The 18,227-nt window shown below is 60.9% G+C and carries 17 protein-coding genes; 14 read left to right on the top strand and 3 right to left on the bottom strand.

The window, feature by feature from the left end:
* Positions 1–106 precede the first annotated feature (106 nt).
* The 7 genes from F7R20_RS23705 to F7R20_RS23675 all read left to right on the top strand — a co-directional run bounded on the left by F7R20_RS23705 (position 107) and on the right by F7R20_RS23675 (position 8,393).
* Complete coding sequence (locus F7R20_RS23705) at positions 107–1,366, top strand: D-mannose isomerase (protein ID WP_003198531.1); 1,260 nt, start codon at positions 107–109, stop codon at positions 1,364–1,366.
* Between the two features lie 116 nt (positions 1,367–1,482).
* On the top strand, positions 1,483–2,784 hold the full coding sequence (locus tag F7R20_RS23700; protein ID WP_003198532.1) for an ABC transporter substrate-binding protein: 1,302 nt from the start codon (positions 1,483–1,485) through the stop codon (positions 2,782–2,784).
* Positions 2,785–2,963: 179 nt separating this feature from the next.
* A complete protein-coding gene (locus tag F7R20_RS23695; RefSeq protein ID WP_003198535.1) occupies positions 2,964–3,872 on the top strand; it encodes a carbohydrate ABC transporter permease in 909 nt (302 codons plus the stop codon).
* Positions 3,865–4,710, top strand: a complete 846-nt coding sequence (locus F7R20_RS23690; RefSeq protein WP_003198539.1) for a carbohydrate ABC transporter permease — start codon at positions 3,865–3,867, stop codon at positions 4,708–4,710. The genes F7R20_RS23695 and F7R20_RS23690 overlap by 8 nt, the downstream gene beginning before the upstream one ends.
* Positions 4,711–4,712: 2 nt before the next feature.
* Positions 4,713–5,873: an ABC transporter ATP-binding protein gene (locus F7R20_RS23685; protein ID WP_003198541.1), complete on the top strand. Its 1,161-nt coding sequence runs from the start codon at positions 4,713–4,715 to the stop codon at positions 5,871–5,873.
* A gap of 127 nt (positions 5,874–6,000) precedes the next feature.
* Complete coding sequence (locus F7R20_RS23680) at positions 6,001–7,347, top strand: carbohydrate porin (protein ID WP_003198542.1); 1,347 nt, start codon at positions 6,001–6,003, stop codon at positions 7,345–7,347.
* 191 nt (positions 7,348–7,538) lie between these two features.
* A complete protein-coding gene (locus F7R20_RS23675) occupies positions 7,539–8,393 on the top strand; it encodes a D-hexose-6-phosphate mutarotase (protein ID WP_003198545.1) in 855 nt (284 codons plus the stop codon).
* 154 nt (positions 8,394–8,547) lie between these two features.
* On the opposite strand, the gene F7R20_RS23670 is transcribed toward F7R20_RS23675, so the two are convergent.
* A complete protein-coding gene (locus tag F7R20_RS23670; RefSeq protein ID WP_170842276.1) occupies positions 8,548–9,408 on the bottom strand; it encodes a MurR/RpiR family transcriptional regulator in 861 nt (286 codons plus the stop codon).
* Between the two features lie 196 nt (positions 9,409–9,604).
* Between F7R20_RS23670 and zwf the strand changes: the two genes are divergently transcribed.
* The 3 genes from zwf to F7R20_RS23655 are packed head-to-tail and all read left to right on the top strand — an operon-like array spanning position 9,605 to position 12,457.
* The gene (gene zwf / locus F7R20_RS23665; RefSeq protein WP_003198549.1) at positions 9,605–11,074 is read left to right on the top strand and encodes a glucose-6-phosphate dehydrogenase; all 1,470 of its coding nucleotides are present in this window, start codon (positions 9,605–9,607) and stop codon (positions 11,072–11,074) included.
* Positions 11,061–11,774: a 6-phosphogluconolactonase gene (gene pgl, locus F7R20_RS23660; RefSeq protein WP_028236907.1), complete on the top strand. Its 714-nt coding sequence runs from the start codon at positions 11,061–11,063 to the stop codon at positions 11,772–11,774. Before zwf ends, pgl begins: the two co-directional genes overlap by 14 nt.
* A 17-nt stretch (positions 11,775–11,791) precedes the next feature.
* The gene (locus F7R20_RS23655; protein ID WP_013692437.1) at positions 11,792–12,457 is read left to right on the top strand and encodes a bifunctional 4-hydroxy-2-oxoglutarate aldolase/2-dehydro-3-deoxy-phosphogluconate aldolase; all 666 of its coding nucleotides are present in this window, start codon (positions 11,792–11,794) and stop codon (positions 12,455–12,457) included.
* A 244-nt stretch (positions 12,458–12,701) separates the two neighbouring features.
* Here F7R20_RS23655 and F7R20_RS23650 read toward each other — a convergent pair whose 3' ends face one another.
* The gene (locus F7R20_RS23650) at positions 12,702–13,889 is read right to left on the bottom strand and encodes an aminotransferase class V-fold PLP-dependent enzyme (protein ID WP_003198557.1); all 1,188 of its coding nucleotides are present in this window, start codon (positions 13,887–13,889) and stop codon (positions 12,702–12,704) included.
* A 17-nt stretch (positions 13,890–13,906) separates the two neighbouring features.
* Positions 13,907–14,143, bottom strand: a complete 237-nt coding sequence (locus F7R20_RS23645) for a DUF3820 family protein (RefSeq protein ID WP_027912035.1) — start codon at positions 14,141–14,143, stop codon at positions 13,907–13,909.
* Positions 14,144–14,349: 206 nt separating this feature from the next.
* On the opposite strand from F7R20_RS23645, the gene F7R20_RS23640 reads away from it, so the two are divergent.
* The 4 genes from F7R20_RS23640 (at position 14,350) to F7R20_RS23625 (ending at position 18,135) form a co-directional block, all read left to right on the top strand.
* Positions 14,350–14,814 carry a ferritin-like domain-containing protein gene (locus F7R20_RS23640; protein WP_003198561.1) on the top strand — a complete coding sequence of 155 codons (465 nt, stop codon included), beginning with the start codon at positions 14,350–14,352 and terminating at the stop codon, positions 14,812–14,814.
* 254 nt (positions 14,815–15,068) lie between these two features.
* Positions 15,069–17,069: an FUSC family protein gene (locus tag F7R20_RS23635; protein ID WP_003198563.1), complete on the top strand. Its 2,001-nt coding sequence runs from the start codon at positions 15,069–15,071 to the stop codon at positions 17,067–17,069.
* Positions 17,056–17,262, top strand: a complete 207-nt coding sequence (locus tag F7R20_RS23630) for a DUF1656 domain-containing protein (protein WP_003198565.1) — start codon at positions 17,056–17,058, stop codon at positions 17,260–17,262. Before F7R20_RS23635 ends, F7R20_RS23630 begins: the two co-directional genes overlap by 14 nt.
* A 9-nt stretch (positions 17,263–17,271) precedes the next feature.
* Positions 17,272–18,135, top strand: a complete 864-nt coding sequence (locus F7R20_RS23625) for an efflux RND transporter periplasmic adaptor subunit (RefSeq protein WP_003198567.1) — start codon at positions 17,272–17,274, stop codon at positions 18,133–18,135.
* Positions 18,136–18,227 lie beyond the last annotated feature (92 nt).

The following is an 18,227-nucleotide window of genomic DNA, read 5'->3' as shown; positions in this document are numbered from 1 at the left end:
AGTAAATGTCACAACTCGGTGACATAACTCGCCCCTTTCGTTACCTGCCCCTCGCCATCCCTTGTTTAGACTCCCTGCGTCAAAACAACAAAAAAGGTACCACCCAATGGACACCTTCCAACCGGCCTTCAGCAGTTGGCTGAACGCCCCTGCCCACCAGCAATGGCTTGCCGACGAAGGCTTGCGGCTGCTGGCGTTCGCCAAGGCGTCGAAGCTGGCGGACGGCTTCGGCAACCTGGACGAGGGCGGCCACCTGCCGGCCGATGCCCGGGCCGAGACCATGAACACTGCGCGCATGACCCACAGCTTCGCCATGGCCCACATCCAGGGCCTGCCGGGGTTTGCCGAGCTGGTGGACCACGGCGTCCAGGCGCTGAGCGGCTCCTTGCGCGACGCCGAGCACGGTGGCTGGTTTGCCACGACGCGGCCTGATGAAGACGGCGCGGGCAAGGCGGCCTACCTGCATGCCTTCGTTGCCCTGGCGGCCAGTTCCGCGGTGGTGGCCCAGCGTCCCGGCGCCCAGGCGTTGCTGGACGAAGCGGTGCGGATCATCGATGAGCATTTCTGGAGCGAGGAAGAGGGGGCACTGCGCGAATCCTTCAACCGCGACTGGAGCGAGGAAGAGGCCTATCGTGGCGCCAACAGCAACATGCACGCCACCGAAGCCTTCCTCGCCCTGGCCGATGCCACCGACGACCCACGCTGGCTGGCTCGCGCCCTGCACATCGTCGAACGGGTGATCCACACCCATGCCGCCGCCAACGACTACCTGGTGGTGGAGCATTTCGATCGCCACTGGCAGCCGCTGCGCGAATACAACCAGGACAACCCTGCCGATGGTTTTCGTCCCTACGGCACCACCCCAGGCCACGGTTTCGAATGGGCGCGACTGCTGCTGCACCTTGAAGCGGCGCGCGTCCAGATCGGCATGCTGACCCCGGGCTGGCTGGCCCAGGATGCGCAAAAGCTCTTCGACCATAACTGTCGTCACGGCTGGGACGTCGATGGTGCGCCGGGCATTGTCTACACCCTGGATTGGGACAACCGCGCCGTGGTTCGCCATCGCCTGCACTGGGTTCACGCCGAAGCGGCGGCCGCTGCCAGCGCCTTGCTCAAGCGCACCGACGAGGCGAAGTACGAAGCCTGGTACCGGCGCTTCTGGGAGTTCTGTGACAAACATTTCATCGACCGCTGCAACGGCAGTTGGCATCACGAACTCGATCCGCAAAATTGCCCCAGCGCCGATATCTGGCCGGGCAAGCCGGACCTGTATCACGCCTGGCAGGCGGTCCTGATTCCGCGCCTGCCCTTGGCACCAAGCATGGCCTCAGCCCTGGCGCGGTTATCCAGTCCTTCGCCTGTGTAACCATGTCGTGACATTTGCACGTCCCTTCGTTACCTGCGAAGGGATTCCCTCTGATTAGAATCCATGCAGCGCAAGCACCAGACTTGCATGCATAACAACAAGAAAGGTAATTCTAGATGAATGCGATTTCTCGCCTCGCTACTGTCATTTCTCTTGCTTCCTTGCTTCCCGTCGCAGCATTCCCTGTCACTACCCTTGCCGCCGAATCCAAAGGTTCCGTGGAAGTCGTCCACTGGTGGACGTCGGGTGGCGAAAAAGCCGCGGTCGATGTGCTCAAGGCCCAGGTAGAAAAAGACGGCTTTACCTGGAAGGACGGCGCTGTCGCCGGTGGTGGCGGTTCCACTGCCATGACCGTGCTCAAGAGCCGTGCCGTGGCCGGCAACCCACCGGGCGTCGCCCAGATCAAGGGTCCGGACATCCAGGAATGGGCGTCCACCGGGCTGCTCGACACCGACATCCTCAAAGATGTTGCCAAAGCCGAGAAGTGGGACGGCCTGCTCGACAAGAAAGTCTCCGATACCGTGAAGTACGAAGGTGACTACGTCGCCGTGCCGGTGAACATCCACCGCGTCAACTGGCTGTGGATCAACCCGGAAGTCTTCAAGAAAGCCGGCATCACCAAGAACCCGACCACCCTCGAAGAATTCTACGCGGCCGGCGACAAGCTCAAGGCAGCGGGCTTTATTGCGCTCGCCCACGGTGGCCAGCCTTGGCAGGACAGCACCGTATTCGAAGCCGTGGTGCTCTCGGTCATGGGCGCTGATGGCTACAAGAAAGCCCTGGTCGACCTGGACAGCAAGGCGCTGACGGGGCCGGAAATGGTCAAGGCGCTGACCGAACTGAAGAAAGTCGCGACCTACATGGACGCCGACGGCAAGGGCCAGGACTGGAACCTTGAAGCGGCCAAGGTCATCAACGGCAAGGCCGGCATGCAGATCATGGGTGACTGGGCCAAGAGCGAGTGGACCGCGGCGAAGAAAGTCGCCGGCAAGGACTACGAGTGCGTGGCCTTCCCGGGCACCGACAAGGCCTTCACCTACAACATCGACTCCCTGGCGGTGTTCAAGCAGAAGGACAAGGGCACTGCGGCTGGCCAGCAGGACATCGCCAAAGTCGTGTTGGGCGAGAACTTCCAGAAAGTCTTCAGCATCAACAAAGGCTCGATCCCGGTTCGTAACGACATGCTCGGCGACATGGCCAAGTACGGTTTCGATTCCTGTGCCCAGACCGCTGCCAAGGACTTCCTGACAGACGCCAAGTCCGGCGGCCTGCAGCCAAGCATGGCGCACAACATGGCGACCACGCTGGCCGTACAGGGTGCGTTCTTCGATGTGGTGACCAACTACATCAACGACCCGAAAGCCGACCCTGCCGATGCCGCCAAGAAACTCGGCGCAGCGGTTCAGTCTGCGAAGTAATTAGCGCCGCTTCCCTTGTGGGAGCGAGCCTGTGGGAGCAAAGCCTGCTCGCGATGAACGATAACGCGGTCATTGGAAAGACCGAGGTGCCTTCATCGCGAGCAAGCTCAGCTCCCACACAAACCCGCTCCCACACAGGGAATGTTTTGTAGTCCTTTTCTCTTGTACTGGATCTTCCCATGAGTTCTGTTGCTGTGTTCAGCAAGGCCTCGCCGTTCGATGCATTGCAGCGCTGGCTCCCGAAACTGGTGCTGGCGCCGAGCATGTTCATCGTCCTGGTGGGCTTCTATGGCTATATCTTGTGGACGTTCGTCCTGTCGTTCACCACGTCGACGTTTCTGCCGAACTACAAATGGGCAGGCCTGGCGCAATACGCGCGGCTGATGGACAACGATCGTTGGTGGGTGGCGAGCAAGAACCTGGCGCTGTTCGGCGGCCTGTTCATCGGTATCACCCTGGTGATCGGCGTGTTGCTGGCGGTGTTCCTTGACCAGCGCATTCGTCGCGAAGGTTTCATCCGCACCATTTATCTGTACCCGATGGCGCTCTCGATGATCGTCACCGGTACGGCCTGGAAATGGCTGCTCAACCCGGGCATGGGCCTGGACAAATTGTTGCGTGACTGGGGTTGGGAAGGCTTCCGCCTGGATTGGCTGATCGACCCGGATCGCGTGGTGTATTGTCTGGTGATCGCCGCGGTATGGCAGGCCTCGGGTTTCATCATGGCGATGTTCCTGGCCGGCCTGCGGGGTGTCGATCAATCGATCATCCGTGCCGCGCAGATCGATGGCGCGAGCATGCCGCGCATCTACTGGAAAGTGGTGCTGCCGAGCCTGCGCCCGGTGTTCTTCAGCGCCGTGATGATCCTGGCGCACATCGCGATCAAGAGCTTCGACCTGGTGGCCGCGATGACGGCCGGCGGCCCGGGCTACTCCTCCGACCTGCCAGCCATGTTCATGTATTCCTTCACGTTCAGTCGCGGTCAGATGGGCATGGGCTCGGCCAGTGCAATCCTGATGCTCGGTGCGATTCTCGCAATCATCGTGCCTTACCTGTACTCCGAGCTGAGGACCAAGCGTCATGACTAGTCTCGCTGCCAAACCTTCCATCAGCCTGAGTCGCATCGCCATCTACGCGGTGCTGATCCTCGCCGTACTGCTTTACCTGGTGCCGTTGGTGGTCATGCTGTTGACCAGCTTCAAGACGCCGGAAGACATCAGCACCGGCAACCTGCTGAGCTGGCCGACCGTGGTCAGTGGCATCGGCTGGGTCAAGGCCTGGGCCACCGTCGACGGCTACTTCTGGAACTCGATCAAGATCACCGTCCCGGCGGTGCTGATCTCTACCGCCATCGGTGCCTTGAACGGCTACGTGCTGTCGATGTGGCGTTTTCGCGGTTCGCAGTTGTTCTTCGGCCTGTTGCTGTTCGGGTGCTTCCTGCCGTTCCAGACCGTCCTGCTGCCGGCCTCGTTCACCCTCGGCAAAATGGGCCTGGCCAGCACCACCACAGGCCTGGTGTTTGTGCACGTGGTCTACGGCCTGGCATTCACCACGCTGTTCTTCCGCAACTACTACGTCAGCATTCCCGATGCATTGGTGAAGGCGGCGCGACTGGACGGTGCGGGGTTCTTCACCATTTTCCGGCGGATCATCCTGCCAATGTCCACCCCGATCATCATGGTCTGCCTGATCTGGCAGTTCACGCAGATCTGGAACGACTTCCTGTTCGGCGTGGTGTTCTCCAGCGGTGACTCGCAGCCCATCACGGTGGCGCTGAACAACTTGGTCAACACCAGTACCGGGGCCAAGGAATACAACGTGGACATGGCGGCGGCGATGATCGCCGGGCTGCCGACCCTGCTGGTCTATGTGGTCGCAGGCAAGTATTTCGTGCGCGGTCTGACGGCCGGCGCAGTCAAGGGGTAATCATGGCAACGCTTGAACTTCGCAACGTAAACAAGACCTATGGTGCCGGCCTGCCGGACACCCTGAAGAACATCGAGTTGTCGATCAAGGACGGTGAGTTCCTGATCCTGGTCGGACCTTCGGGCTGTGGCAAGTCGACACTGATGAACTGCATCGCCGGCCTTGAGACCATCACCGGCGGCGCGATCATGATCGGCGACCAGGATGTCAGCGGCATGAGCCCGAAAGATCGCGACATCGCCATGGTGTTCCAGTCCTACGCGCTGTACCCGACCATGAGCGTGCGCGAGAACATCGAGTTCGGTCTGAAAATCCGCAAGATGAAACAGTCGGACATCGACGAAGAGGTCAACCGCGTGGCCAAGCTGCTGCAGATCGAGCACCTGCTCAATCGCAAGCCCGGCCAGCTCTCCGGCGGCCAGCAACAGCGTGTGGCCATGGGCCGGGCACTGGCGCGGCGGCCGAAGATCTACCTGTTCGATGAACCACTGTCCAACCTCGACGCCAAGTTGCGGGTCGAGATGCGTACCGAAATGAAGCTGATGCACCAGCGCTTGAAGACCACCACGGTCTACGTGACCCACGACCAGATCGAAGCGATGACCCTGGGCGACAAGGTGGCGGTGATGAAGGACGGGATCATCCAGCAGTTCGGTACGCCGAAAGACATCTACACCAACCCGGCCAACCTGTTCGTGGCGAGTTTCATCGGTTCGCCACCGATGAACTTCATCCCGCTGCGCCTGCAACGCAAGGACGGTCGCCTGCTGGCGCTGCTCGACAGCGGCCAGGCTCGTTGCGAACTGCCGATGGGCATGCAGGACGCCGGCCTGGAAGACCGCGAAGTGATCCTGGGCATGCGCCCGGAGCAGATCATGCTGGCGGGCAGCGAGGCCAACGGCTTGCCGACCATTCGCGCCGAAGTCCAGGTCACCGAGCCCACCGGGCCGGACACCCTGGTGTTCGTCAACCTCAACGACACCAAGGTCTGCTGCCGCCTGGCGCCGGACGTGGCACCGCAAGTCGGGGAGACCCTGACGCTGCAATTCGATCCATCGAAAGTGTTGCTGTTCGACGCCAAGTCCGGTGAGCGCCTGGGCGTGGCCGGCCAGGCGCAAGCCGATGCCCGGTCGGCGAACGTGGCGCAGTTCAAAGGCCGATGAAGAACAAATGGGGGAGCAGGCCTGCTCCCACAGCAAGGAGTATGCGGTGGATGGGGACATCCGCCGCAATCGTTGTAAACCGCGTTAGATAAAAACAGTTAATAACAATAAAGACGAGGATGTAGGGATGAAGAAGAAAAATAACGCCCAGCTTATCTGCCAGTTGTCAGCCGTTGCGGCGATGATGCTGGCCGGTAGCGCACACGCTGCCGACGCGTTCAGCGCCGATTCGCAGTGGATGACGGGTGACTGGGGTGGCGAGCGGACCAAGCTGATCGAGCAAGGTATCGATATCAAGGCTGACTACGTCGGTGAAGTGGGCGCCAACCTGCATGGCGGCTACAACAACGACAAGACGGCGCGTTACTCCGACCAGTTCGGTCTGGGTGTGGCGCTGGACCTGGAAAAACTGATGGGCTGGGATAACACCCAGGCCAAGGTCCAGCTTACCAACCGTAACGGTGAAAACATTTCCAATGACCGTGTCGGCGACCCGCGTGCCGGCACCTTGAGTTCTTCCCAGGAAGTCTACGGCCGTGGCCACATGGTCCGTCTGACCCAATTGTGGATCAAGCACCAGTTCCTCGATGGCAAGCTGGACGTCAAGGCCGGTTACTTCGGCGAAGGCGAAGACTTCAACACCTTCCCTTGCGAGTTCCAGAACCTGGCATTCTGTGGGTCCCAAGCGGGTAACTGGGCGACCGGCATCTGGTACAACTGGCCGGTCATGCAGGCGGCGATTCGCGTGAAGTACAACATCACGCCTGAGTTCTATGCGCAGATCGGTGCATACAACCAGAACCCATCGCAACTGGAACACGGTAACGGCTTCAAGCTCAGCGGCAGTGGTACCAAGGGTACCGTCATCCCAGTCGAGCTGGTCTGGTCGCCGAAGGTCAACAACCTGCCGGGCGAATACCGTGTCGGGTACTACAAGAGCACGGCTGATGCCAATGACGTCCGTGAAGACGACAATGGCGATGACGCCGCGACTACCGGCAACGCCTATCGCAGCCACAACAGCAAACACGGCTACTGGTTTGTCGCGCAACAACAACTCACCACTCACAACGGTGACGCTTCCCGCGGCCTGAACATCGCGGCCAACGCGACCTTTCACGACAAGGACACCAACTTCGTCGACAACTACCAGTCGCTGATGTTCGTGTACAAGGGGCCGTTTGATGCGCGTCCTAAAGATGACATCGGGATTGGTTTCTCCCGTATCCATGTCAACGATGACGTGAAGAAAAACGCTGAGCTGACCAACGCTGCCAATGGTGTCACCGACTACAACGACCCACTGTTCGCACCGCTGCGTAGCACTGAGTACAACTACGAACTCAACTACGGCGTCCACGTCACCAACTGGCTGACCGTGCGTCCCAACCTGCAATACATCACTCATCCAGGTGGTGTGGATGAAGTCGATAACGCGCTGGTGGCCGGCCTGAAAATTCAGTCGGTGTTCTAACGTTGTTGCGATAAGCTCCTCTCTATGTGCGCATATTTGCGGACGGCCAAGGCTGTCCGCTTTTTTTTGGGGTACGTGTTTGGTTGCGCGCAGACCTGTGGGAGCAAGCTTTGCTCCCACAGATAAATCGCCTTGCCACAACAAGCGTTGCAAACAGATGAGCAATTCAATGATTTCCAGGACCGCGGCCCATGCATGAGCATCCGCTACAACGCTTTTTCAGATCCTTGCGCGAACGCCCGGTGTTCGCGTGGGAGCGCTATCGGCAGCGCGATGTGTTGGTGATCGACCACCCGTTGTGCCAGGCGGTGTTCAGTCGCCAGGGCGCACAGTTGCTGCATTTTCAACCGCGAGGCCAAAAGCCGTGGTTGTGGTGCGCGGCCAAGTGGCCACACGTCGGGGCGATCCGTGGCGGGGTGCCGGTGTGCTGGCCTTGGTATGGTCGTCATCCCAGCGAAAACGCCTGGCCATCCCACGGTTGGGCGCGGTTGATCGACTGGAAGTTGCTCGACAGCCGCAGTGATGAAGACGGTGTGCATTTGCACTGGCAACTGCAGCTGTGCGACTGGCAAGTGGACCTGCATGCGGACTTGGGTGAACGCATGGAACTGCGCCTGAGCACCGAGCACCAGGACAGCCTGCCGTGCCAGCTGAGCCAGGCTTTGCACGCCTATTGGCGTATTGGAGACGTCGGTGAGGTAGCGCTGTCTGGGCTCGAGGGCGCACAGGGTTACGATCAGTTGAGCCGTGCGGTTTGCCAGCAGGAAGGCGAGTTGCGGGTCGAGGGCGGCTGCCAGCGGGTGTTCCAGCATGAGGGGGAATTGCAGCTCAAGGACCACGCCTGGCAGCGCGAATTGTGCATCGACACCGGCGACAGCGCCGACACCGTGGTCTGGCATCCCGGCGCGCGACCGTTGCTGGGAGTGAGTTGGGATGAGGTTAGCGAATTCGTCTGCGTCGAAGCGGCCAGTGGCGGCACCGACAGCCTGTGCCTGGCGCCGGGGGAGCGGGCGCACCTGAGTTTGCAGGCGTGGGTGGGGGCTTAGCTCTGGATCTGCGGTGAGGCGGCTGGCCCCATCATCGGATCGCCGCCCGGAGCAAGCTCGCTCCCACAGGGGGCTTGTGAACGCCGAAGATCCAGTGTGGGAGCGAGCCTGCTCGCGAAGACGGACTATCAGGCACCGAAGATTCTGGACCGAATCAGTTGAACTCATCCCCCACCGGATACCGGCTGGCATTCAAGCTTTCCTTGATCTTGCGCAGATGCGGCTGGAAGTCCACGCCCCGACGCAGGGTCATGCCGGTGGCGAGCACGTCCAGTACGGTGAGCTGGATGATCCGTGAGGTCATCGGCATATAGATATCGGTGTCTTCGGGCAGCGGAATGTTCAGGCTCAAGGTACTGGCCTTGGCCAATGGCGAGCCTTCGGCGGTCAGGCCCAGCACCGACGCGCCGTTTTCCCGGGCGATGCGCGCCACTTCCACCAGCTCGCGGGTACGACCGGTGTAGGAAATGATCACGAACAGTTCACCGGTATGGGCCACCGACGCGATCATGCGCTGCATCAGTACGTCGGCGTGAGCGGTCACCGCCAGGTTGAAGCGGAAAAACTTGTGCTGGGCATCCAGCGCCACCGGGGCGGAGGCGCCGAGACCGAAGAAGTGGATCTGCCGGGCCTGGATCAGCAGGTCCACGGCGCGACTGATCAAATTGGGATCAAGGGCCTGGCAGGCGCTGTCCAATGAGGCAATGGCACTGCCAAAGATTTTCCGGGTGTAGGCTTCCGGGTTGTCGTCGGCCTCCACCGCACGGCTCACATAAGCAGCGCCGCTGGCCAGGCTTTGGGCCAGTTGCAGCTTGAGTTCCGGGTAACCGCTGACGCCGAACGAGCGGCAGAAACGGTTGACGGTCGGTTCACTGACCGAAGCCGCCTGGGCGAGGGCGGCGATGCTGAAGCGGGTCGCCTGCTGCGGGTTGAGCAGGATGATCTCGGCCACTTTGCGTTCGGCCTTGTTCAGGTCTTCAAGGCGACTCTGGATCTGTTCCAGTAAATTTCGCACGCGGTCCATACAAGATTCCTAGGAAGACGGGTCTTTGATACGACCCTTTGCGGTGGCCTATCCTACTGATGGCTCCGACGGACCACCACTCGGAATCGGTATTTTCGAAAAATGTTGTGGTTATTACTACATTTTTCCTTGAGTGATACCTTGAAAAAAGGTATTTGTAGTTTAACTTGATAAAAGAACAAACATCATGCCTTCGATTACGGTTGAACCGTGCACCTTTGCCTTGTTCGGCGCGTTGGGCGATCTGGCCTTGCGCAAGCTTTTTCCTGCCCTGTATCAGCTCGATGGCGCCCAGTTGCTGCACGAGGACACGCGAATCATTGCGCTGGCCCGTGAACCCGGCAGTGAGCAGCAGCACCTGGCATTCATCACCGCCGAACTGCGTCGCTACGTCGGGGAAAAAGACCTGGATGAAGGCGTACTCGAGCGCTTCCTGGCACGGTTGACCTACCTGCACGTGGATTTTCTCAAGGCCGACGATTACGTCGCCTTGGCCGAAGCAGCCGGTTCGACCCAGCAGGTCATTGCCTATTTCGCCACCCCAGCGGCGGTGTATGGGGCGATTTGCGAGAACCTGGCGAAGGTTGGCTTGAGCGAAAACACCCGTGTCGTGCTGGAGAAGCCCATCGGCTCGGACCTGGAGTCTTCGCGCAAGGTCAACGACGCCGTGGCGCAGTTCTTCCCGGAAAACCGTACCTATCGCATCGACCATTACCTGGGTAAAGAGACGGTCCAGAACCTGATCGCGCTGCGGTTCGCCAACAGCCTGTTCGAAACCCAGTGGAACCAGAACTACATTTCCCACGTGGAAATCACCGTGGCCGAGAAGGTCGGTATCGAAGGCCGCTGGGGCTATTTCGACAAGGCCGGTCAACTGCGGGACATGATCCAGAACCACCTGTTGCAGCTGCTGTGCCTGATCGCCATGGACCCACCGGCCGACTTGTCCGCTGACAGTATCCGTGACGAGAAGGTCAAGGTGCTCAAGGCCCTGGCGCCGATCAGCCCGGAAGGCCTGACCACCCAGGTGGTGCGCGGCCAGTACATCGCCGGCCACAGCGAGGGCAAGGCAGTGCCTGGCTACCTCGAAGAACCCAACTCCAACACCCAGAGCGACACCGAGACGTTCGTCGCCCTGCGCGCCGACATCCGCAACTGGCGTTGGGCCGGGGTGCCGTTTTACCTGCGTACCGGCAAGCGCATGCCGCAAAAGCTGTCGCAGATCGTCATCCACTTCAAGGAACCGTCCCACTACATCTTCGCGCCCGAGCAGCGCTTGCAGATCAGCAACAAGCTGATCATCCGCCTGCAACCGGACGAAGGGATTTCCTTGCGAGTGATGACCAAGGAGCAGGGCCTGGACAAGGGCATGCAATTGCGCAGCGGTCCGTTGCAACTCAACTTCTCCGACACCTATCGCAGCGCACGTATTCCCGATGCCTACGAGCGGTTGTTGCTGGAAGTCATGAACGGCAATCAGAACCTGTTTGTCCGTAAAGATGAAATTGAAGCCGCGTGGACGTGGTGTGACCAGTTGATCGCCGGGTGGAAGAAATCCGGCGATGCGCCCAAGCCGTATGCGGCTGGGTCCTGGGGGCCGATGAGCTCCATTGCACTGATCACGCGGGATGGGAGGTCATGGTATGGCGATATCTGAATTGAAACTGCCGCAGGGCGTTAGCGCCCATGAATTCAAGAACCCGGTGGTGCTGGCCGAAGGCCTGGCGCTGAACGTGGCCGAGCAGTTGCGCAATGCAATCGAGGCGCGCGGTGCGGCGACCCTGGTGGTCTCCGGTGGCCGCAGCCCGGTGGCGTTTTTCCAGCACCTGGCCAAGCAGGCGCTGGACTGGTCCAAAGTGGTGGTCAGCCTGGCCGATGAGCGCTGGGTACCGGTTGAACACGCCGACAGCAATGCCGGCCTGCTCAAGCGTTACCTGCTGCAAGGCGCGGCGGCCAAGGCCCAGTTCCTGAGCCTCTATAGCGCCAGCGCCAACCTGGAAGCGGCTGCCGAGCAGGCCGATCGCCTGTTGGCCGAGCTGCCGCCGATCGATGTGCTGGTATTGGGCATGGGCGATGACGGGCACACCGCCTCGCTGTTCCCAGGTAGCCCGAACCTGGCCCAGGCCCTGGACGCCAATGGCACACGTCGCTGCTGGCCGATGCTGGCGCCGACCGTGCCGCACCAGCGCTTGACCATGAGCCGCGCCTTGCTGGCTTCGGCGCAACATAAAGTGCTGTCGATTTCCGGTCAGTCGAAATTGACCACCTTGAACGCTGCGGTGGCCGGTGACGATGTCGCCGAAATGCCGATCCGCGCGTTTCTGCAATCTACGTTAGAGATTTACTGGTGCCCATGAACCAAGGATCAGCCGCTATGACAAACCCATCCCCGACCGTTTCCATGGCGGACAAAGTTGCCCTGATCGACAGCCTCTGCGCCAAGGCGCGGATCCTGCCGGTGATCACCATCGCCCGTGAACAGGACATCCTGCCGCTGGCCGATGCCCTGGCCGCCGGTGGCCTGACGGCGCTGGAAGTGACGCTGCGTTCCCAATACGGCCTCAAGGCCATCCAGGTGCTGCGCGAGCAACGTCCGGAGCTGGTGACCGGTGCTGGCACGGTGCTCGACCGCCACATGCTGGACGCCGCCGAGGCGGCCGGTTCACAGTTCATCGTCACCCCGGGCATCACCCGTGATCTGCTTGAGGCCAGCGTCTACAGCCCTATCCCGTTACTGCCAGGTATCAGCAACGCTTCGGGCATCATGGAAGGCTACAGCCTGGGCTATCGCCGCTTCAAATTGTTCCCGGCCGAAGTCAGTGGCGGCGTCGCGGCCATCAAGGCCTTGGGTGGCCCGTTCGGCGAAGTGAAATTCTGCCCGACCGGCGGCGTGAGCCCGGCCAACATCAAGAGCTACATGGCGTTGAAAAACGTGATGTGTGTGGGCGGAAGCTGGATGCTTGATCCTGAGTGGATCAAGAACGGCGACTGGGCCCGCATTCAGGAATGCACCGCCGAGGCCTTGGCGCTGCTGGACTGATTGTTTTACCGAACCTCGTTGGGTGTTCTACGGTTTTACGGTGCGCTTGGTCGGCGCGCCGTTTTTTTTTGCCTGGGTTTTATCTCTCCAAGCAGGGTGAACACTGAATTTGTGGCGAGGGGATTTATCCCCGCTGGGCTGCGCAGCAGCCCCAAACAAGGTTGACTCAACCTATCTGACGCACCGAGTTGTCAGGTTTTGGGGCCGCTGCGCGCCCCAACGGGGATAAATCCCCTCGCCACAACTACATTCGGTTCAGGTGAATAAGTGCTTGGGTCAACCGCTCGATATCACTCGCCAAGGTAATCAGCCCCGGGGTAATGCGAATGCACGGTCCGACGCTGGTATGGCGCACCACGGTGAAGATTCCATGCTCATTGAGCAATCGATCGGCCATCGCTTGTTGATCGGCTCGGGCGGTGAAGCGCATCGCGGTGATCCCGCAATAGAGACGCCGGTCATCCGGGGTCATGACTTCGATGCCCGGCACATCGCGCACGGCGCTCACCCACAGGTCACGCAGATAACAGAGGCGCGCGCCTTTGGCCGAAGCGCCACCCAGGGCCTGGTGTTCTTCGAAGACCAGCGGCAGGGTGAGCAAGGCAGGGATGTTGGGCGTGCTGTGGGGCGTGCGCGAGCGGACGTCGGTGGCGGGGTAGCTGTCTTCGTCCATGTCCGGGTCGATGTCGGCCAAGCGCTGCGGGGCGATGTACAGGAAGCCCTGGGAGAGGGGCCCGCCAATCCACTTCTGCAGGTTGAACCCGGCGAATTCGATCCCGAGCTTCTTCAGGTCGAAATCGATCTGGCCCAGGGCGTGGGCACCGTCGAGGATGATGTCGACGGCAAACTCGCGGGCATTCTCTGCGATGGCCTGGACCGGCATCACCAGCCCGGTGAGGTGGTTGACGTAGGTCAGCGCCATCAACTTGAGGCGAGGGTAGCGAATGAACGCTTCGCGGTAAGTGCCCACCAGGCTTTCGAAACTGGCCGGGTGCTGGTGGACGATTTCGATCACCTCCACGCCACGCTGGCGGGCCAGCCAGCGCATTGCACTCTTGACCGAGGCGTATTCCAGATCACAGATCAGTACTTGATCCCCTGGCTTGAGGCCGTTGTAGTTGCGAATCAGCGTCTGCAAGGCATCCACCGCGCTGCCAGCCAACCCCACGCTCTGGGGTGAAGCGTGGATAAGCTGGGCCACCTGTCGACGAATGGCTTCGCCGTGTTCACGGTCGAAATGCTGGCGCACGTACACCGAGTTGCCTCGGTTGATGAACTCGATGTTGCGCTGGTACTCCTCCACCACGGTGCGGGACATGCGTGCGAAGTAACCGTTTTCCAGGTTGAGCGGCCCGACGGGATCGACGTCATAGCGGCCGACAAACGTCTGCCAGAAAGCTTCATCGTGGGCGCGTAGCGTGTTTTCGGGCATGACGGGGGCTCAACTGGTCAGGGGCGAGGCTTGGGCTTGCCGTGTTTGGCACGCAATGGATCGAGCAGGTCCGACAGCCCGTTGTGATCGATTTCCTGCATCAGTGCCAGCAAACCACCCAGTTCACCGTGAGGAAAACCCTCGCGGGCGAACCAGTTCAGGTATTGACCGGGCAGGTCAGCCAGGATTCGACCCTTGTATTTGCCGAACGGCATTTGACGCGTGACGAGCAATTCGAGCTTTTCCGGGTTCATGGCAATCGTCTGATTCAAGTCTGCCTCGAAAATACAGGCATTCTGCATGCAGGCCAAATGACAGATCATGCAAATAACGCGGATACAGTTTTCTTGTTTTTTTGTAACTAACTGATTTTAAAGAAAATTAAATGGGTTCTTTGACTGGCATGGCCGATGCAACATCCCTTGCAGGTTTTTTATTCACCAAGCAAAGGAACTGAAAAATGACTGACATCAACAAAGAATCCATCTCCGTCTTGAACGACCTGATCGAGACCAGCAAAGATGGCCAGGAAGGCTTCAAGACCTGCGCTGAAGACATCAAGCACCCACAACTCAAGGCGCTGTTCGTTCAACGTGCTGCCGATTGCGCGACTGCTGCGGCTGAACTGCAAGCGGCGGTTCGCTCCCTGGGCGGCGATCCGGAAACCTCCACCAGCGTCGCCGGTGACCTGCACCGTCGTTGGGTGGACGTGAAATCCATGTTCACCGGCAAGGACGAAGAAGCGGTGCTCAACGAAGCCGAGCGTGGCGAAGACCATGCGCTCAAGGCCTACAAGGAAGCGCTCGAGAAAATCACCAAGCACAACCTGGTCGGCATTCGTGACCTGGTTGAGCGTCAGTACCACGGTGTGCAACGCAACCACGACCAGGTCAAGGCCCTGCGCAACCAGGCGCGCGCCAGCTAACAACGCGTCCTGATCGAAAAAAAACGCCAGCATGCTGGCGTTTTTTTGTGGCGACGACTCAGATTTAAGGTGAACACTGTTGTGGCGAGTGAGGGCGATGGCATTTCAACTCGCTCAGCATCAAACAGAAAAGTGTGTTGTTGAATCCATCAATAATCAGCTCTGGACTCGGATAGATAGCTAGCTAATAATTGCGTCGTCTATCCCCCTGCATTGCATCTATTGTTACTGGCGTCCCCCAAAGAGTTTTTCGCGTGCCCATTACCTTCCAGGCCTTGTTTGCCCCTGACCGCCTCGCTTTGCAGTTCGCCATCAAGACGGTGCTTGGTGCTGGGCTGGCGTTGTGGCTGGCGCTGCGCTGGGGGCTGGAGCAGCCGTCATGGGCGCTGATGACCGCGATCATCGTCGCCCAGCCACTGTCCGGGATGGTGGTGCAGAAGGGGTTGGCGCGATTGGTCGGCACGCTGGCGGGCACCGTCATGTCGGTGGTGTTCATGGGCCTGTTTGCCCAGGCGCCCTGGTTGTTCCTGCTGGCCTTGGCGCTCTGGCTGGGGTTGTGCACAGCGTGTTCGACGCTGCTGCGCAGTGCCTGGTCGTATTCGTTCGTGCTGGCCGGTTACACGGTGGCGATCATTGCCTTGCCAGCCATTTCCCATCCGCTGGGTGTGTTCGAGCAGGCGGTGGCGCGCTGCACCGAGATCAGCCTGGGCATTGTCTGCGCCACGGCGGCCAGTGCCTTGCTCTGGCCGTTGCGGGTCGAGCGGCAACTGGCCGGTCAGGCCCTTGCGGCCTGGCAGAGCGGCATGCTGGCCGCCCGCGTGACCCTGGCTGGCGATGTCCAGGCGCGAAAAGGGTTGCTGGAAATTCTGGGCAGGATCGTCGCGGTGGATGCCCAGCGCGAACATGCCTGGTTCGAAGGCAGCCGTGGTCGACAGCGAGCCCGAGCCATCAGCGGCTTGAGCCAGAAATTGCTGATGTTGCTGCGCCTTTCGCGCTCGGTGCGGCGGCAGTGGAAACAGCTCGACCCCGAGGAGGCCGAGGCCCTCCAACCCTGGATGAACGAGGTACAGCAGGCCCTCGATGCCGACAGTGCGACCTTGCAGGCCTTACGCCCCCGGGTATGGGATGCGTCTCACGACCCGCAGATCAGCTCGGCGCAAAGTTACTGCCTGGCGCGGTTCGCCTTGTTGCTCGATACCGCCCTGGCGGCCTGCGCAGCCTTGACGGCGGTACGGGAGGGCAGGGAGGCGGCGGATCCACCGCGAACCCTGGCGCCTCATCGTGATCTGTCCCTGGCCATGGTCTTTGGTGCTCGCAGCGCCCTGGCGTTCCTGGCGGTTGCCTGTTTCTGGCTGGCGACTGCCTGGCCCGCCGCTTCGGGTGCGCTGGTGCTGACGTGCGTGGTGTGCAGCCTGTTTGCCAGTCGCGAAAACGGCGCGCAGATCGGCATGAGTTTTCTGCGGGGCATCCTGTTGGCCGTGCCGACGGCGTTCGTGATCGGTGAACTCGTACTCCCGCAATGGAGCAGTTTTGCGATGCTCTGCATGGCCATGGGCGTGCCGTTGTTTTTCGGCGCGCTGGGTATGGCCAAGCCGCAGATCTTCGCCACGGCGACCTCGTTCTGCCTGCATTTCGTGGTGTTGATTTCACCGCTCAATGCCATGAAGTACGACGTCGCGGCGTTCTTCAACAACGCCCAGGCCATGATGATTGGCGTGGGCGCGGCGGTGCTGGCCTTCAATCTGCTGATTTTGCGCAACCCGGCCTGGCACAGCCGCCGCCTGCTGGCCGCGACCCTCCACGATCTGGTGCGCCTGACCCATCGCAGTCTGCGTGGCGCCGAGAGCTGGTTCGGCGGGCGCATGGCCGACCGGCTGTTGCAGTTGGCGCGGCATTACCCCGAATTGCCGGTGCAGGCGCGCAGCCGTTGGGATGATGGTTTGCTTGGGTTGGACATTGGCGATGAACTGTTGCATTTGCGCCTGAGCCTGGCCGTCGCCCAGGTGCCCGATACCCGGGCGCAGCGCCGTTATTTCGAAGCGCTGGAGCAGGTGCTCGAACACGGCCCGACCGGTGACCAGGCCGATGCGCTGGCCCCGGCAAGCGCCGAGCTCCTGAAGGTGTTGTCGAGCCAGCCGCCCGGTGACGCATTGAAGCTGGCCCAGGGCGCGGTGGTGCAATTGCAAAACAGCTGGCGCGCCTGGTGCCACCAGCACGAACCTGAACGACGGGAGCACAGCCATGGGCTTGCGTGAGTGGTCGATTGGCGGGGTGTTGCTCAGCCCGTTCCTGATTTATGTGGTGCTGGCGTTGCTGGTGACCGGTGCGTTGCGCCTGTTGCTCAGCCTGGTGCCGGCCGGGCGCTGGATCTGGCATGAAGCCTTGTTCGACTGCGCCCTGTATGTCTGTGTCCTGACCGTTATTACCGTGGTCCTCGGGCCGCTATAGGAGTTGAACATGCGTACATCCGTACGTGTCGCCGTCACGCTGTGCATGGTGGCCGTGGCGATCTTCGCCGGGTTTCACCTGTGGCAGTACTACATGCTCACACCCTGGACCCGCGATGCGCGGATCCGCGCCGACGTGGTGGTGATTGCACCCGATGTGTCGGGTTGGGTGCGCGAGCTCAAGGCGGTGGATAACCAACAGGTCAAGGCCGGCGATGTGTTGCTGAGTATCGACCGCGAGCGTTTCGAGGCGGCGGTGGAGAAGGCTCGGGCGGTGGTGCAGACGCGCCAGCAGCAACTGAGCCTGCGTGAACACGAAGCCAGCCGCCGTGCGGCCCTTGGACCCCAGGCCATCAGCGCCGAACTGCGGGAAAACGCCCAGATCAACGCCGGCATCGCCCGCGGCGAACTGCGCGAAGCCCAGGCCGAGGCCAAGGTGGCCGAGCTCAACCTGGCCCGCAGCCAGGTCCTGGCCCCACGCAACGGCCACATCACCAACCTGCGCCTGGCCGAAGGCAACTACGTGAATGCCGGGCAGCCAGTGATGGCGTTGATCGACGACTCGACGTTCTATGTGCAGGCCTATTTCGAAGAAACCAAGTTGCCGAGGATCCGCGTGGGCGATCCGGTCAAGATCTGGCTGATGAGCGCCGGCCATGCGCTGGAGGGTCATGTCGAGAGCATCAGCCGTGGCATTACCGACCGCAACACCAATCCCGATGCGCAGTTACTGGCGGAGGTCGAGCCGACCTTCAACTGGGTGCGCCTGGCCCAACGGATACCGGTGCGGATCAAGTTGGACAAGTTACCGGAGGGGGTGAACCTGAGCGCGGGGATGACGGCGAGCGTGCAGGTGCGCGAAGACCAGCCATAACTTGCCGCGTAACCGTCATTGTGGCGAAGGCCTGCTGTGTGGGAGCAAGGCTTGCCCGCGATGAAGATAACTCGGTCTCTCAGGGAACCGAG

Source organism: Pseudomonas brassicacearum subsp. brassicacearum (genome assembly GCF_008801605.1).
GTDB classification, from domain to species: Bacteria; Pseudomonadota; Gammaproteobacteria; order Pseudomonadales; family Pseudomonadaceae; genus Aquipseudomonas; species Aquipseudomonas brassicacearum.
Note: the sequence above shows the minus strand (reverse complement) of the source record. Positions and strands in the feature narration are given on the sequence as shown.